The sequence below is a fragment of the Streptomyces sp. NBC_01481 genome (genome assembly GCF_026339995.1).
Classification (GTDB): Bacteria; Actinomycetota; Actinomycetes; order Streptomycetales; family Streptomycetaceae; genus Streptomyces.
In genome coordinates, this window is the sequence record NZ_JAPEPT010000003.1 from 49222 (window position 1) to 66894 (window position 17673).

Below are 17673 nucleotides of genomic sequence, written 5' to 3' on the forward strand. Positions count from 1 at the left end.
TTGTCCTGTCACCAAGCGCCACAGCACACGCAGGGAGTCCTAGTGAGCAGTGCGGGAGCCGTCCACAGACTGGTCGTCTTCGGAGACGCCTGTGGATCGGGGGAGTTGGGCCTGGACGCCAAGAAGCGCATGCGCGCCGCGATGTACGAGGCGTTCGCGGAGGCGTACGCGTCCGTCGGCATCGAGCCGGGCCGGGTCCACCAGGAGGACAGGGGAGACGGCATACTCGCGGCCCTGCAGCCCGAGGTGCCGCCGACCCTCATGGTCGGCAGGTGGGTAGACACCCTCTACGAGAGCCTGCGTGAGCTCAACGACGGCAGCGCACAGCGCCTCCGGTTACGCGTCGGCATGAACGCGGGCCTCGTCCTCAACGACGGCAAGGGCCTTGTGGGACGCGCGGTGGATCTCGCATGCCGGCTGTGCGACAGCGCCGCGGCGAAGCGGGTCATGACCAACGCCGCCGACGCCGACCTGCTGATCGTGGTCTCCGACTGGCTGTACGCCAATGTGGTCGCGGAGGGCGGGCGTTATGTCGAGCCGGGCCACTACCGCCAGGCGCCGGTGAAGAACAAAGAGACCGACGAGGCGGCATGGTTCCTCATTCCCCGCCGGCCGGAGCCGCCGCTCGACGGTCCGGCCGGGCATCAGACCGGCGGTGGGCCGAAGGGGGACGGCCCACCGCCTCCTTCCCCGCCGCAAGCGAATCCCGCAGCGGGCGATGAGGCGCCCACGAAGCTGACGAAGCCGGCGAAGCAGTACAACGCCCAGGGAGACATGCAGATCTTCGAGGGCAACAAGATCCACGGTGGATTCACCGGCATCCGCAAAGACCGCCCGGGCACGGGAGGCGACGCCGCATGAGCGACCAGGACGACGCCCCGCCCCAGGACGACAAGAGCGAGGATGCGCAGCCGCAGCCCTCCGCATCCGAGAACAGCGGCGGCGACTCGGGCGAGCCGCAGCAGACCGAGGCCAACCCCTTCGAGAAGGCCGGACGCAACCCTCTCGGCGGCGCGGGCGGCACCGGCGGCGCGGGCACCGCGCACGCCGCCCGGCGCACCTTCGCACCCGGCCGTGCCGAGCGCACGTACGACATCCGCGGCGACGGCCAGGTGTATGAGGGCAATCTCTTCATCGGCCAGTTCGGCCCCGACAGTCAGCCCGTGGTCCAGGGCAGGGTCCCGCAGGAGACGTTGAATCATCTCGCCGACGTCTACTGCGAGGCGTCCGGCTACCACCGGATGAAGCAACTCCTGCGCACCGACGGCCTTCTGGTGCTGTGCGGCGAACCGGGCAGCGGTCGCAAGGCCACCGCGCTCGCCCTGCTCTCCGAGCTGACGGGCAACCAGGTCACCCGACTCGACCCCACTCACGCGGTGCACGAGATCAACGAGCAGATGATCGAGAGCGCGGTCGGGCATCTGCTGGAGCTGCCGCAGGACGACGGGCGGCGCGAACCCGAGCGCGGCCGGGGCGAGCACCGTAGGGAAACCCGCAGGCCCGGCCGCCTCTCCGAGCTTCACCTCGACCGCTTCGCCGAACTGCTGCGCAAGGCCGATGCGTACGGAGTTGTGCTGATCGAGAGCGGAGACCTGGCCGACCGGGTGCTGCGCGGCCGCTACGGCATGTACTGCCCGCCCGCCCCCGCCGACGAGGTGCTCCACCGCCACCTGAGGGTGCTGCTCAAGGGCGAGCCGGAAGGTGCCCTGGAAAGCGCGCGAGCGCTGGCCGCTCGTACTGATGTGACCGAGGCACTCGGCCTCGACGAGCTGCGGCCGGGGGAGGCCGCCCGGCTCGCCGACCATCTGGCGCGCCGCCAGAAGGGCGAGCTGACGGACGAGCAACTGCTTGACGACTGCGCCTCCTTCGTCCGTGCACAGGCACGTGCGTGGTTCGCGGGGGCCGACCGGCCCGGCACCCTTCCCGAGGCGCAGCCGACGCTGAGCGCCGCCGCCTTCCGTATCGCCGTGGCCGTGTTCAACGGCTCTCCCTACAGCCTCACGGCGGAGGCAGCCGAACTGCTGGCGTGGGAGCTTGCGGTGACCCTCGACCCCGAAGAGCCCACGGGGCGACGGCTCTTCGGCACGCATGCCGAGATCCGCCCGATGCTCGCCCGCTCGGTGCTGGAGGACGGCGAACTCGACCTCGGAGACGCCAAGGTCCCCATGCGGGCCATCCGTTTCCAGGGCGAGGCGCTCGCGACCGCCGTGCTCCGCGAGGTGTGGCACGGCTATCACAATGTGCGCGGCCCCATGGCCCGCTGGCTGCGGGTCCTGTGCGACGACCCGCGCCCCGAGGTGTGGGTGCGCGCCTCCATCGCGGCCGGTGTTCTGTGCTCCTGGGACTGGATCTACGGATTCGGTGAACTGGTGCGCCCCATGGCCACGCTGGACGGCGTCGTCCCGCAGATGGCCGCGGCCACGGCGCTCGCCGAGGCGGCGCGCGAGCCGAAGGTGCAGCCTGCCGTCAAGGCGCTGGTGAAGGAGTGGGCGAAGAGCGAGAACGACGCGCTGCGCGACACCGCCGTACTGGCCCACGGCTATGCCCTGCCGGCCGGATCGGTCAGGTCCTCGCTCGACGCGCTGGCGAGCGTGGTGCGCAAGCTCGACGACGAGGACGCCGGCGTGATCGGCACGGCGTCGTTCAGCGTCATGCGGCTCCTCGCGTCCGGTGAGCCCGAGACGGTCGTCGAACGGCTCGTCGACTGGGTGGAGGACGGGCGCCGCAAGCTCGTCGATCTTGTGCTGATCTCCATGATCGGGACGCTGACCATGCGTACCACCTACCTCTGGGGCCTCGACGAGGTCCCCGAACTCGAGCCGTACGACGCACAGCCGCTGATCGTCGCGCTGCTGGCGACCCGGCCGGAACTCGCGCCGGATCTGGCGGACCTGGTGCGGCGCGCCGTGTCCACCGCCCGCGCCGGAGGGACGGCGCTCGACGAACTGAGCAGCCTGCTGCGCCGGGCCGCCCGCAATGAGGAAGCGCTCGGGCTGGTCTGCGGGTTCCTGCCGCTGCTCGCCACGACGCGCAGGGACCGCGACCGGCTGCGGAGTCTGCTGGCGGACCTCGTCAGGGACCGCGACAGGCCGATGGACAAGGCGGCGGCGGGGCGGATGTGGGACGCCGTGGGCGCAGGAGCTGAGCGATGACCACACGCGGGGAGGACGAGGAGCCGGCGGCGGCGAAGCAGAACCAGGGCTGGGAGTGGAAGCAGAACCAGAACCAGACACCGCAGCAGGAGCAGCGCCAGGGGCAGCCCGCGCAGCCGCCGCAGGAGCGGAATCCGGCGCAGAACCCGGCGCAGAACCGGGAACAGCGCCCCTGGCAGCGCGCGGAGCAGGACGGGAACAGGGACAGGGATATGGACCGGGACAAGGACCGGGAGCAGCACCGGGAGCGTCCCAAGGGGCCACTCGTACGCGAGTGCTCGCCGCCGTACCGACGCCGCAGCGGCCAGATCGTGGCGGTCGTGATGTACGGCAGCGGCGGACACAGCGTGGTGTGGCCGGGGCGCCGCGAGAACCACGAGAGGCGGTGGCTGCTCAGCCGCGCCTACACCGTGTTCGAGGTGCTTCTCGGCCGGAACGTCACCGAGTTCGACCTCCGGCTGCCCGCCTCGGGAGACGGGATCTTCTTCGACGCGTCGGCGAAGGTGCACTGGGAGGTCACGGACCCTTACGTGGTGGTCACCCAACGGGTCTGGGACGTCGCCGAGTTGCTGCACGACGAACTTCTCGACGGGCTGCGCGCCGTGTCGCGGCGATTCGCACTCACCGATGCGCAGCGCGCGGACGAGGCGGTACGGGAGGAACTGCGGGCCGGCCGGCTGGTCCTGGGCCGCGACCTCGGCCTGCGTACCTGGGTCCATGTCTTCATCGATCTCAACACGGTGGTCCAGCAGAACGTCCAGAAGCAGTACGAGGACGCGGCCGCACGGCGGATGGTCGCCGAACGGGCCCGTGAACTGGAGATCCTGCTGCGCCGCGGCGAGGAAGCCGAGATCGCGCACCACATGGCGCAGAACCCCGACAAGCAGTGGGAGATCCGGCGCGCAATCCGGCAGGAGAAGCGTGATGGCCAGGCCGACTTCCTCGCGGTGTTCAACCGGCTCATCGACAGTGGCGTCCTGGAGCGTCACGACATCGGAGAACCGATGTACGAGGTGCTGCAGTTCCTGCGGGAAAGCACCGGCGGTGTGCTCGGCGGGGTCGTCGACCATGTGCTGCCCCGGTCGGGGGCGCCGCGACCCGCGCTGGAGGAACGGGCGATGCGGCCGGAGCCGCGGCGGCCCTCCTGGGACGAGGAGGCCCCGGCCGGGCTCGGTTCGGGCTCCGGTTCGCGCGACGGCTCGGTTTCCGGTTCGGGTTTCGGTCCGCCCGACGGTTCGCCCGACGGCTACGCCGCGGGCCCGGGCGATCCCCACGTGTACGAACCGACCCGGGTGGAGTCGGCCGCGGAGCGGGACCTCGACGAGCGCCGCCGGTCCCGGCGGCCTCCCACCAAGCCGAGCGAGGCATTCGACGACTGGGACGACGAATGAGCTCCGGCGCCTTGGGGCCCGGCCGACCGGGGCCCACCGCGCCCGAGGATGTCCGCTTCATGGCGGAACGTCTGCTGACCTCGGTCCGCGAGGACATCGGCAGAGCCGACACGAAGGCGGCGATCCTGCTCTCCGGCGCCGTCGCCTTCCTCGCCGTCGTGGCCTCCAAGGGCCAGACCCCGCTGCCCGCCGCGGACTCGGTGCCGCCGCTTCTCGTCGTGGGCGGACTGTTCTGGAGCGCGGGCGTGCTGATGCTCGTCGCCGTGATCCTTCCGCGCACCCGGATCGGCGCCGACCGCACCCTGCTGCGCGACCTGGCGACTCGCGCCACGTCCGAACAACTGCTGGCCCGCCTCGCCGCGTCGGGCGAGGACGTCACCGGCTGGCTGCTCGACCAGGCGAGCGTGCACGGAGCGGTGCTCGCCGCGAAATACCGGTGGCTGCGCCTGGGCGTGTGTTCCCTCGCGCTCGGCGCGCTACTGGCCCTCTTCAGTGAACTGTGGTGAGAAGACGATGCAGCTGAGAAGCAAGGCGGGCGCGCTGGTTGTGACCGGTGTGCTGCTGGCCCTGTCCGGGCCGCCGAACGCGACGGCGACGGAGCCCGCCCGCGCGCCCGGCGCAGCCGAAGCCGCGGCCGCCGAAGGCCCGGATCCGATCGACTTCGCCGTGGTCGTCGACCAGTCGAAGTCTCTCGCCGACAAGGATCTGATACGCGAGGTGGAGGCGGCGGCACTGCTCAGCCAGGGCGAGATCTCCGAGCGTTCCCGCGCCGCCGTCATCGGCTTCGGCAGCTCCGAGAAGGCGGGACAGTCACCGGTGCGGGAGGTGTGCGGGCTGACGGTCGCCGACGCCGCCGGACGGCAGCGCCTGAGCGACTGCGTACAGCAGTTGTCCCGCAGAGACCCCCAACACACCGGCCCCGGAACCGACTTCCCGGCCGCGGTGCGCCAGGCCGTCGACCGGCTGTCCGAAGGCACGGACACCGCCGTCCCGAAGGTCGTCTTCCTGCTCACCGACGGCAAGCTCGACGTCAGTGACAGCCCGGAGTACGGCACCGACGCAGCCAGCCGCCAGGCCAACGGCGCCAAGCGGCTGACCGAGGAACTCGCCCGCGCCCGCAGCGAGTCCGTCCAGATCTGGCCGCTCGGCTTCGGCAGCCAGATCGACAAGGCGGCCCTGACCGCGATGGCCCAGGGCGGCTACCGCAACGGCTGCGCCGATCTGCCCGGCGCCACCCCCCGGATGCGGGTGGTGGACAGCTCGGCGGAGATCGACAAGGCGCTCCAGGAGACCTTCGCCGCGGCCCGCTGCGCCCAGATCGCGCACGGAACGGTCGGAAAGCCCCCGGCCGATTTGACGGTGACGATCCCGCCGATCGCCACCGACGGGTCGATCACCGTCAGCAAGCACGACCCCAAAGTGTCGGTCACGTACTACGACCCGAGCGGCCGAAAGGTGCCCACCCAGGGGGAGTTCGACGGCTCGACCTTCGAGACCAGCGGCCAGGACGGACCGGTCGAGGCGCTGCGGGTGAAGAACCCGCTGCCGGGCCGCTGGCGCGTCCATGTCGAGGCGCCCGAGGGTCACCGGGACCGGGAGGTCGCGGTCCGCGCCATCTGGCAGGGCAGGCTGCGTTCAGCGGTGACCCTGGACCCGGCATCCCCGAGGGCGGGAGAGCGTGCCGTCGTCGAGGTACGGATGCAGACCAGGCGTGGTGTCGTGGTCACCGACCCGCGCCAGCTGGCGGGCGTCAAGGTCTCCGCGCGGCTGTCCGGAACCGGATTCGCCCCGGTCACCGTGAGCCTCGCGGACGACGGCCGGGAACCGGACCGCCAGGCCCAGGATGTGCGCTTCACGGGCACGCTCACCGTGCCGGCCGGCGCCTCGGGCGATCTCGAACTCACCACGCAGATGGCCGCCCCCGGGGTCACCGCCGACCACCGCCCCCTGCACGCCCGTGTCGCCTTGGGCACCGAGAAGGTCACCGCGGGACTGACCGTCGAGCGGAAGACCGTGCACCCCGGCGACACCGTCGAAGGCACCCTCGACGTCACCAACAACGACACCGTCCCGCACACACTGCGCCTCGCCCTCGACGAGCAATCGCCCGGGTCCGCGGTGCGTATCAGCCCGGCCACCGTCACGGCGGCCCCAGGTGAGCGCACCCGCGCCGGGTTCACCCTCTCGCTGGGCCGCGGCACCCCGCTCGGTGAGGTGGGCGGAAACATCACGGTCGTCGACACCGGCGACAAAGGACGGGTGCTCGACACCTCGTTCCTCGATGTCCGCGTCGAGGCGCCGCCCACCTGGTGGGACCGCTGGTGGGGCCCGGTGACCGGCGGTGCGACGCTGGCGCTGCTGCTCGCGGCCTTCGCGGTCGTACGTCTCGCGGCACGCAGGCGGCGCCGTGATCTGTCCGGCGTACAGCTGGAGTTGAGCACGGACGGCCGCGCGCTCGACGAGCTGACCATCCGGTCGGGGCAGAGCACCGGCGGCGAATTCCACTTCACCGTGGACCGGGCCAGGGGCGCCGCGCCCTCGCTGCAGCGCAGTGCCCCCGGAGCGTCCGGGGCCCACCGGCTGCGGCGCACCGGAGGGGGCGAGCTGCTGCTGCGCCCGCACCAGGGGCGCGAAAGCGCCGTACGCGCGGGCGAGGCCACCGGTATCGCCGACGGCCTGGAGCTCGTCGTACGCGACCGGCGCGCTCCGGCCGCACGGCCGTCACGTGGCTCGAGGTCCGGCAACAGCTGGGGCCGCGGACATGGAGGGTCCGGCAGCAGCCGGGGCGGCGGACGCGAGGGACGGACCGAGGGCGAGGCGGGCAGCGCACAGCCGCGAGGCCGCTGGTCGAGGCCCAACCGTGGCGGCGATGCGCCGGACCGCCCGCGCCCGGAGGCCGACCCGGGCGGCAGTGGAGAACAGCCCGCCGGCACGCGCCGGTTCGACCCCAATTTCTGAGTGACGACGGGCTGTCGCGGACAGCCCCAACGGGAGACGAGATGAAGATCTACCAGCCCATGCTCTTCGTCGGCCTGGGCGGAACCGGCGGTCGGATCGGCGCCGAGCTCGAACGCGGTCTGCGCCGGGAGCTGTGCGGCCCCGACGGCACCAACCTGGTGGCCGCCGGCCGCCGCGCCCCCTTCCAGCTGCCGGACCATCTGCAGTTCGTCTACGCCGACTTCAGCGAGGCGGAACTCGACCGGTTGCCGCAGTTCAGTGCCAAGGGCGTCGAGGCCGCCGCGTATGCGCGTACCTCACGCGTCGTCCATGACCTGCTGCCCACCGGCTACGACAGCTCCCCGGAGGTGACCCGCATGCTGCGGGTCGCCCTGCACGACGAGACCCACAGCTGGCTGCCGCCCCAGGAGCGGCAGCCGCGCGTGGCACCGCTGCACAACGGCGCCGGACAACTGCCCACGGTGGGCCGGGCTGCCCTCTTCGCCACGCTCCGCAGCGGCCTGGAGCCGGTACTGCGCCAGCTGCGCGCAGCCATCAGCACCATCAGCAACTCCGCCGGAGACCTCCGCGACCTGGGCGGGCGGCAGATTCGCGGCTGCGACGTGTTCGTGGCGTTCTCGGTGGCGGGAGGCACCGGAGCCGGGATCTACTACGACTTCATCCACCTGATCGGGCACGAGTTCCGCAAGTCCAAGGTGCCCGGGGTGAAGATCTATCCGCTGGTCGTCATGCCGTCGGCCTTCACGCCGGAAGCGGGCGGCGGACGTGAGGCCGAGCTCAACTCCGCCCGCGCGCTGGTGGATCTCTCCCGGCTGGTCGACGACCAGAACGTTCCCGACGCCCACGGCGAGCTCGGGGATGTGGAGCAGCGCGGCTCGATCAGCGTGCGCTATCCCGTGGACGGGGTCGTCGCGCTGCGCCCCTCGACCGTGCAGACGGCCTTCCTCTTCAGCAGGCCCGCCGTCATCCGCCCGGAGGACCTGCGCCGTTCCATCACCGCGATGGTGATGTCACTCATCGGTACGGAGCTGGGGGACGAGAACAACCAGGGGCGCTCCGAGGACGACTACCAGTCGTTCGCGGCCAGTTTCGTCAACAAGAGCGTGGAGCGCTCGACCCCGGCCCGCTCCGGCATCGGCTACCGCGGCATGTCGACCAGCCTGGCCGCCTCCCTGACCGTCCCCGTCGACGATCTCGCCGAGATAGTGGCGGGCCGGATGCTCGCCCACGCGGTCCGGGGCATGGCCGAGGACGCCCGGCGTCCCCGCGAGGACGGCACCGAGCGGGTCCGGGAGCTCTTCGAACGCTCGGGCATCGACAGGCTGTGGACCCGTGAGGCACCGGAGATCCCGGTCCCCGATCCGCTGCCCAAGGGGTCCAAGCAGATCGGCCAGGCGCTCCGCGACCGGATCGGTGACATGGAGGACCGCCTCAGCCGGCTGGGCCGCGACCTGGAGCGGGAGGTGCCGCGGCTGGTCGAGGACTTCAAGCCGCAGTCCGGTGCGCGTGAACTCCTGGGCCTGATCGGGCCGTTCCAGCTGGAGCGGACCCTCGCCGGTCTGCCCGGCCATCCTCAGCGGCCCGCGGAGGTCGGGTTCGCCGGGATGCTGGAGAACCGCAAGAACGACCCGGAGCGGCCGGACGGCATCCAGCCCTCCGCTCCCAAGATCCCGCGGATCAAGGGCGCCGTGGGCGGGCTCGTACCGGCCCGCTGGGGCGACCCGGACGTCCAGGAGGCGATCGACGAGCAGGACGCCTGGTACCGCTGGCGGGCCAACCGGCTGTGGCACCAGGCATGGAAGGAGCAGGAGTCACGGTGGCGGCCCCCGCTGGCCCGCGCGAGCAAGGAGATCGGTGAACTCGCCAGGGCCCTGCGCGCCCACGAGGAGGGCGAGCGCAAGCTCTTCATGGAGCGCCGCAAGGAGCTCTACCGCGACGACCGCACCGGTGTCTCGTATCTGCTCCCGCCGCAGAGCAACCTCCGGGCCTTCTACGACGATGTCTTCGACCGGCTCGTCCAGCACGAGGGTCTGCCGGACAACACCGATCCCGCCGGGCTGCTGGCCAGACTGATCCAGCCCGAGGACTGGCAGCGCGCGCTGGAAGCAGGACGCCGCTCCCCGCGCGCCGCCGTCAAGGAGATCAAGCAGGTCGTCGAGCAGCGCGTGAAGGGGCTCTTCGGGGAGGCGAGCGTGCTCAACGACCGTCCCCTGCTGCCCTCGATGGCGGTGCTGCTGCGGGCCGCGGCCGGGGACGAGGACGCCGAGGCCACCGTGGACAGCCGCTGGCTGGAGCAGTTCCGCTCGCAGCTGGCGGGACTGCTGCCGGTCGGCTTCACCCCCGACGGCAGCGGTCCGCTGAAGGTCCTGGTCGTACACCCGCAGAGCGAGGCCGACGGACGCGCCGCACAGTTCCTGCAGCAGGAGCTGAACCTGCCGCGCGACCCCCAGGCGACCCAGGAGTACCGGGCGGTGGACACCGAGTCCATCACGGTGGTCCTGTTCCGCAGCGGGATGAGTCTGACCGATGTCTCCGAGGTACGGCATGTGCTCAGGCTCTGGGCGGAGGCGCGGGACGCCGCCGGGGTGGACGACTTCCTGCACTGGCGGCAGCGGCTCGGCTACCGCGACGACTGGCTGGCCAGCACGGAGGACGACCGGCAGCGGATTCTGCACCGGATCCTCTGCGCGATGTGGAACGGCCGCGTCGACGTCGAAGGACCGGCCACATCACCCGAGTTGATAAGGATCCGGCTCCAGGACGGCGACTCGGCGACCATGACCCTGCGCCTGGAGGCCTTCGACGGATCCGTCTCCAGCTGGGCCGGGCTGCTGCCCGCCTACGAGCGGTGGGCGCTGCTGGACGAGGGGCAGATCATCGAGGACTTCTGCGACCGGCTGATGCGCACCCAGCCCACCGGGCTCGCCACCACGCCCGTTGCTCCCTCGCCGCTGTTCAAGACACTCGTGCACGAGGTGGCTCCGCGGCAGATCGCGCTCCTCGACGAGCTCACCGGGCAGTACGGCAAAGAGGACGAGGAGTGGCTCGTACCCCTGCGGCACTTCTGGGAGCAGACCCTCAAGGGAGCCATGGAGCTGCGCTTCCCGGGGGCGTCGCGGCCCACCCGGCCCTCGCTGCGGGCACTGGACGAGCGCTGTGCGCGGCAGGCCGCCGAGCAGCCGGACGGGCGGTCCAACGGCGGGCGCAGCGCCGGGGCACCGGCGCCCGGGTGGCACGAGCCCGAGCCCCCGCGTCGTGAACACGAACGGCGCGAGCCCCCGAGGCCACGGCAGTCCCCGGAGCACGGGGCGCCGGAAGCCGACACGTCCTCGGCGAGGTACCCCTGGGACCGGGACGGCGGGGAGGAGTGAAGCCGGCCGTGACACCCGAACACCACACTCCGTCCCATGCGGTCTGCCTCGACCTGCGGTCCTCCGCCCAGCCGCCCGACGGCAACCCGCCGCTGGAACGCGCGGTGGCCGACGCCCTGGACGAGCCCCAGCAGGGCGACGAGCGGCGCTTCCTCGTGATCGACGACGCGTGCGACCTCATCGCCCATCAACTCCTCTACGAGCAGCTCTACTCCTACGGACCGGCTCAGGTGATCTGCCTGGCGCTGGGCGCGGGAGACGACCGGACCCTGCGAAGGCCGCTCACCCTGCGGCCACCCGCCGCCGGTGTGCTGTGGCTCCTCGATGTGTCCGGCGGGGCGGGCACCACGGGAGGCGGCCCGCGGCCCGGGGCGGACGAGGCCCTGCGCCCGCTCGTCGAACTCCTCGTCCTGCCGGGGGTGTTCGACGCCGTGCTGAGCGCACTCGGGGATGTTGTCCACGGGGTCGCGGTGCCTGCCGTACGCATCCTGGAACACGATCTGACGGACGACGCCAGGACCAGGTCCTGGTGGCAGGCGCTGGAGAGCCTCGTCGGACAGGAAGGCCCCGCCCCCGCGCTGGGAGACGCCCTCCCCGCCGAACTGGCACTCCTCCTCGGCGACTTTGTCCCGCGCAACCTGGAGAGCCGGGCCTGGCTGCTGCCCGGCGGCCCGGCCGAGGCGCGGCACCGCGAGTGCGGCGCGGCGCTGCGTGACACCGTGGACGGATACGAGCAAGTGCGCGGCTGGGCCGGGCTGTTCACCAGGAAGGCCGGGGAGGCGGATCTGCCCAGCCGCCTCGAACGGCTGTCGTTCGCCCTGGCCGGATACCAGGAGACGATCGCCGGGGCGCTGTCCGACGGCGGCGGCGTACGGCTCACGTCCGAGCAGCGCAGCCGGCTCGTGGAGCGCGGTATCGATCTGCCGGAGATCCCCGAAGTCTCCCGCAGCAGCGTCGGACCCGGCCTCCGCGGCTTCACCGAGAGCCTGATCGCCAGGCGCCTGCCGCTGCGTTCGGTCGCCGCCAGGCTTGCGGCGCTCTCGGACCGCTCGGCCCCGGCAGGCAGTACCGCCAGGCTCGCCCGGCTCGACGAGATCTGCGACCGGACCTATCTGGCGCATCTCACCTCGCCCGTGCCCTTCACCGCGGGCGGTTCACGGCGCATCGCGGCCCTGGTGGCCTTCGTGCTGGCCCTGGCCGCCGGGCTGTGGCCCGGACTCGGCTGGGCGCTGGGACCGGCCACCGGGCTTGCCGGGGCGGCACTCGCCGTCCTCATGCTGCGCCGGCGGCCCAACAGATCGCCCGACGGCAGACTCGACGGCGGAGGCAGTACGGGGGCTCCGCCCCGCCTGTTCGGCGGTCTGGCGGGCGGGCTCGCCGGGGCGCTCACCGGTCAGCTCCTTGCGCTGCCCGCCTGGGCCGGTGCGCTCGCCCTGGTGATCTCGCTGGTGCTGCTTGTGCTGCTGGCCGTACGCCACTGGACCGCGGCCGTCGACTCCTGGTGGCGCGCGATGGACCCGGAGTTCGCCGCCCAGATGGTGGGGGAGGTCGATCAGCTGCTCATCGAAACGGCCGTCCACGACTGGCTGTTCGCGGATGCGCGCTACCACTGCTCCGACGGCGCGCGAGCCGTCTCCCTGCTCCTTCGGGGCCTCGCGGACACGGCGGAACAGCACACTCCGGGCGGCTCGCCACAGCCCGTGGCGGCGCGGGAGGAGGAGCAGGGGCCGGAGCCGTCGACGGGAGCGGATCCGCAGTCCGCGCCATGGAGCTGGGACAGCTGGGGCGACAGCGCGGCCGAGGACGGCTGGCTCGATGCCACGCCGACGGCCGGTTCCGCGGGTGGTCCGCAGCCCACCGGTTCGCCGGAGCACGCCGGCCCCTTCGAGCCCGCCCGGGCCCAGGAGGCGGTCCGGGCGCCCGAAGGGAAGGACGAGCCAACCGCCGAAGCCTGGAACGCCGAGCCCGTCGCCGATCCCGCATGGCTGGAGCGGGAGCGGGGAGACGGCGGCCCGGCGCTGGTCGACACGCTCGTCTCCGACCTCATGGACGGAGTGGCCCTCATCGTCAAACCCTGTTGGGGAGCCGTCGAACGTGACCCGTCGAACGCGGGCCGGATGCCGCTCCAGCGGCCCATGGGCGAGCTGCTCGACGAGGTGCACACCCGGCTGCAGCGGGACGGAGCAGCCTCTCCGCCGCCGTACGCGTCCCAACCCGAACGGCGCCCGGGCGCGCCCCAGTTGCTCGGGGTCTCGGCCGAGCGGGTCGCCTGGCTCCTCGGATCGGGCGGTGTGGCCGAGCAGGCCGTACCCCTGTGCGGCGCCGAACACCGGCGGATGCTCTCCAAGGACCCCGTGGCGATACGCCAGGTGCGGTTCGTCCCGGAGGCGATGCGCCGCGGCGCGGAAGCGGACGAGACCCAGGACAGCTGGCGCGGCGCTGCCGAGGACGTGGTGTGGACGGCTGCCGGCCGCCACGCGGGCGTACTGCGGCTCGTGCCGCTGCGCGCGGAGACCGTCCGCACCGTCAGGGGAGAGGAGGGCGGTGCGCCGTGAACCGGCCCGAAGGCGGTGCGCACTTCGCGCAGGGACCAGGACCGGACGAGCTGGAGTTCTTCACGCACAAGGAGGACGCGGTCCGGTTCGCGGCCCGCTTCGGCGCGGACCGGCCGACACCCGAGCGGCCGTCGCTGCTCGCCCGCAAGGTGATCCTGGGTGCGGGCTGGCAGGTGCACCAGTACCGGCTTCCGCTCTCGGCCCAGGGCGATCCCCAGGCGTACGGGACGCTGGAGCGAGAGGTGGCAGCGGCCGTCGCCCTGGAGCGGCGCTACGGCTCCGAGCGCTTCGGCGAGGTCTTCACCCGGATGATCGGCTTCGACCTGGAGGCCCCGGAACCCTTCATCCTCTACCGGATCCACGGCGGTGAGCCGATCAGCGCCCGGCGGGGCGCCCTGAGCGTGGACGAGCAGCACCGTGTGCTCGCCCAACTCGCCCTGTCCGTACGGCTGCTGGAGGACGTGGGCCTCGTACACCGGGCGATCGCGCCGGAGACCGTCCGCTGGGACGGCACCCATGTGCGGCTCACCGAGCCCTACGGCGCGCTGCGCACCAAAGAGCCCAGGAGCGCGTTCGGCGCGGCTCCCTGGGCGTCGCCGGAGCAGCGCGAGGGCACCGGCGTCGCCGATGCCAGGGACGATCTGTGGGCCGTGGCCCAGCTGATGTACTTCCTGCTCTCCGGGCGGGCGGACAAGGGTACGGGCCCGCCCGCCGACCTCGCCGACTTCCGGCGGCTGGCCGCCCTTGACCAGGGCGGTGTGTTCGCTCCGCTGGCGCAGGCGAGGCCCACGCCGTCGGAACTGATGCGGCTGCTCAACGTCTCCGACCCGCTGGCCACGGCCGCCGGTGCCAGTGACCCCCTCGGCCGGGCGCGTGCCGAATACGACGCGCAACGCGCCCGCAAGCGAAGGGAGCTGGGCCTCGACGGGCACGCCGACGAGGCGATCACCACCCCGCCCGCACCCGCCCGCCGCTCCCTGCGCTCGCTGCTGGGCGTGCCACCGCCGGCGAACGGAGCAGGACCCGCACAGCCCGCCCCCGAGCCGCCTGCGCCCACGCGCTCCCGGCTCTGCCCCCACTGCCTGCTCCCGGTCACGTTCGACGAGAGCATGCTGATCACCATCTCCGCCAAGGGCGACCGCGTACCGCTCGACCTCAGTACGGAACACCGCCCCACACACCGTGCGGACGCGATGCGCCAGGCGTTCCACCGCTGCCCCCACGCCGAAGGGGACAGGTCCCACGAGCTGCCGGTCCCGTATCTGACCAACGGCGAACCGCTGTCCATCGCCCTGGTGGGCAGCTCGGCCGTGGGCAAGACGCATCTGCTGGCCGCCATGCTCGGCGAGATCGAGCAGGGCGGCCTCGAGCCGTACGGGCTCAAGTGCCTTCCGCTCAACCCGGCTTCGCACCGCACCTTTCTGCGGGAGCGGGTGCAGGGACTGCACCAGGGCAAGCAGCTGGCCCGCACGGGACAGCAGACCTTCGCGCGCTTCGCCGACGGTCTCCTGGTCACCGGGCGCGGGGCGACCAGGCCCGTCGTCTTCTTCGACCTCGCCGGTGAGGACCTGGCCGAGGAGGGGGAGGTGACCGGATTTCTGATGGGGGTCGGCGCCTTCATCTTTGTACTGGATCCGCTGCGGGCACTGCGGTTGCCGTTCCTCGACCCGGTGCGCGAGCGCAACAAGCTGCGGCGGCGCGATCTGGGCGACGAGGCGTTCACCACCGTCCTCAACCGGATTCCGCGGCGCGGGCCCTATATCGAGGCCCCGGCGGCGGTCGCGGTGAACAAGAGCGACCTGGTGCGCTTCGACCCGTCCGTGGACCGCTGGCTGGGCCGTGCCCTGCCGCCGCACTTCGACGCGGAAGCGGTTCGGGCGGAGAGCCGCGACGCCTACGCGTTCGTCTCGCATCACGCCAGCTCCGCCTGGCTCAAGCCGTTCGACGACTGTGCCCGCTGCACGCTGCACTTCGTGGCGGCGACCGGGGGACAGGCGAGGGGCGACGAATTCCCCCACGGTGTCAGGCCACGCCGGGTACTGGCGCCACTGCTGTCGATCTTCGCCATGTGCGGGCTCCTGCCGGGAGCGGAGCCGAGAGAGGTGGGCGCCTGATGGTCCGGCAAGAGGAATCGGTGGACCAGATCGTCTTCCGCTGGGACGCGGACAACGCTTCGGGCACGACCGGATTCGGCCCGGTGGCGTGGTCCTGCGGTCAGGAGCACGCCGACATCGTCTTTCGCAGCGCGGCCGCGCTGCTGCGGGCAACCGGCGAGGACACGGTGCCGGCGCTGGTCCGGCTGGAGCGCGACAACAGTGCCTTGCTGCTGCACCGCACTCCCTGGCGCGACGAGAGCGGACGCACCCAGACGATCTGCCATGCGCTGCTCGGGTCGTCGCAGACACTCGACCCCGAGACCTGCCTCGGGCTGCACACCTGGCGCTGGGAGGGCAGCCAACTGCCGCTCGACGAAGTCCGCGGGCCCCTCGGCCAGGTGCGGGCGGCCGAGCTGATCGGCTCGGCCATGGAGGGACAGCGCCGGCTGGCGGGGAGCCTGGCGGATGTGGAGGAGGAACTGACCGGCCTGGTCGCGGAGTATCTGCGCCATCCGCGTCACTGCTTCACGGTGCTCGACCGGCAGGGCGGCGACAGCGCCTGCCGGGTGCTGTGGGGAATGGCGGGCATCTTCGGCGGGCTCTTCGAGAAGGGCTGGACCTTCGCCACCCACGACACCGCCGAGACGCCGCTGCTGCGCTTCGTCTTCGTACGGAGCTGGCCGGGCGCGGCGGCTCAGGACACCCAGCGGCTGCGTACGGATCCGCTGGAGCACCGCCGGGACCGCGTCCAGCAGCTCGCCTCCGAACTGGTCCGTCACCATGTGCGGGCGCAGGTCGAGGGGCGGGAGTTCGAGGTCGACAGGGAGCTGCGGCAGGCCGCCGCGCGGCGGGCGGGGAGTGGGGGCGGACGCGAAACCCTGCTGGACACGGTGGAACGCGCCGTATCCGCCCTGGAGAGCGCGGGACGGGACCGCACCCGCCGGGCGGAGGAACACCGTCCGCCGCCGTGGGAGGCGCCCGTGTCCCAGGCACGTGAGCCCTACGCCAGGCAGCCGGACCCGCACGCCGAGCGCGAGACGTACGCCAAACCGGACCCGTACGCCGGGCGTGAGAGGCACGCCGAGCGCGAGAGGTACGCCAAGCCGGACCCGTATTCCCGGCGCGAGCCGCATACGACGCATCAACGGCCCCCGGTGCAGCAGCCCCGGACCGTCGCGCAGCCGGCTTCGCACCCGAGCCCGCTCGCCGGCCCGCGCACGGTCCAGCAACCGTCCCCGGGCCCTGCGGCCGAGCCCGAAGTCCGCGTCGTACGGCCGGAATGGCCGCTCCCGCAGGGCAGCCCGCGCCGCTTCGTCCCCCGCGGTCGCCGCGGACGGCGGCCCACCGTCGAGCACCAGGAACTCCTGGCCGTCCTCGCCGCCTTCCCCGATCGCTACAACGGCTCCGCGGCCCAGGCCAGAACCGTGGTGCGGGGCGCCGCGGACGAGGATCTGCTGTACGCGCTGCGGGCGAGCATCCACTACGAGGCCCTGACACTCGTGATGGCGGAGATCGCCCGCAGATGGCCCCACTGGCCGCAGCGCCATCGCCGTCACCTGTGCGACACCCTCCTCGACCTGGACCTCTTTCTGACTCAGACGCATGGGCTCGGCATCGGAGGTCCCGGTGACGAGATCCGGGCCGCCAACGCCGCAGCGCTGTACGGCTGGGCGATCCGGCCTGTGCTGAAGGATCCGGCCGCGAACACCCGGCTGGCCGAACTGCTGCCGCGTCTGAGCACCGGACCGCACCGGGCCGGGCGAGCCGCGGTCTGGCAGATAGCGTCGGGCGAGCGGCCCGGACTGCCCGAGGCTGTGTGGTTCTCCCTGCTCAGCGCGGCGCACGCAAAGCACCAGCCGGACACCGTCGCCCCCGAAGCCCGGGCGGTCCCGCACGGGCTTCCGGACCGCCCTGTGCCGGACCGCCCTGTGCCGGACCGCCCTGTGCCGGACCGGCCCCCGCCTCCTTTGGCGGCCCCGCGCGATCCCGACCACTCCGCTCCACAGGACGGCCGGATGATCGTCGTCGCCCTCGCCGGGGTGCTCGTGGTGGCCGTTGCCCTCCTCGTGGTGCTGTGGAACGTCGTGTGAACGCTCGCGGACCATCAAGATTCACCGGATGAGTAGCTGTTCGCAGGTTGAATGGCGCTC

General features: G+C 72.3%; 9 protein-coding genes. All 9 read left to right on the forward strand.

Annotated elements, in window-relative coordinates; genetic code table 11:
• Positions 1 to 42: 42 nt before the first annotated feature.
• The 9 genes from OOK40_RS16850 to OOK40_RS16890 are packed head-to-tail and all read left to right on the forward strand — an operon-like array spanning position 43 to position 17613.
• Entirely contained in the window at positions 43 to 861 is an 819-nt protein-coding gene (locus OOK40_RS16850; RefSeq protein WP_266481932.1) for a hypothetical protein, read from the forward strand.
• Entirely contained in the window at positions 858 to 3152 is a 2295-nt protein-coding gene (locus OOK40_RS16855; RefSeq protein WP_266481934.1) for a hypothetical protein, read from the forward strand. The genes OOK40_RS16850 and OOK40_RS16855 overlap by 4 nt, the downstream gene beginning before the upstream one ends.
• A complete protein-coding gene (locus OOK40_RS16860; protein WP_266481943.1) occupies positions 3149 to 4543 on the forward strand; it encodes a hypothetical protein in 1395 nt (464 codons plus the stop codon). Before OOK40_RS16855 ends, OOK40_RS16860 begins: the two co-directional genes overlap by 4 nt.
• Positions 4544 to 4602: 59 nt before the next feature.
• Positions 4603 to 5049 (forward strand): Pycsar system effector family protein, encoded by a 447-nt coding sequence (locus tag OOK40_RS16865; protein WP_266481952.1) that lies wholly within the window; start codon positions 4603 to 4605, stop codon positions 5047 to 5049.
• 7 nt (positions 5050 to 5056) lie between these two features.
• Positions 5057 to 7501: a vWA domain-containing protein gene (locus tag OOK40_RS16870; protein WP_266481957.1), complete on the forward strand. Its 2445-nt coding sequence runs from the start codon at positions 5057 to 5059 to the stop codon at positions 7499 to 7501.
• A 41-nt stretch (positions 7502 to 7542) separates the two neighbouring features.
• On the forward strand, positions 7543 to 10872 hold the full coding sequence (locus OOK40_RS16875; protein WP_266481961.1) for a tubulin-like doman-containing protein: 3330 nt from the start codon (positions 7543 to 7545) through the stop codon (positions 10870 to 10872).
• An 8-nt stretch (positions 10873 to 10880) separates the two neighbouring features.
• Positions 10881 to 13427, forward strand: a complete 2547-nt coding sequence (locus OOK40_RS16880) for a hypothetical protein (protein ID WP_266481964.1) — start codon at positions 10881 to 10883, stop codon at positions 13425 to 13427.
• Positions 13424 to 15541 (forward strand): hypothetical protein, encoded by a 2118-nt coding sequence (locus OOK40_RS16885; RefSeq protein ID WP_266481966.1) that lies wholly within the window; start codon positions 13424 to 13426, stop codon positions 15539 to 15541. Before OOK40_RS16880 ends, OOK40_RS16885 begins: the two co-directional genes overlap by 4 nt.
• A complete protein-coding gene (locus OOK40_RS16890; RefSeq protein ID WP_266481968.1) occupies positions 15541 to 17613 on the forward strand; it encodes a hypothetical protein in 2073 nt (690 codons plus the stop codon). Before OOK40_RS16885 ends, OOK40_RS16890 begins: the two co-directional genes overlap by 1 nt.
• The last annotated feature ends 60 nt before the right edge of the window (positions 17614 to 17673 follow it).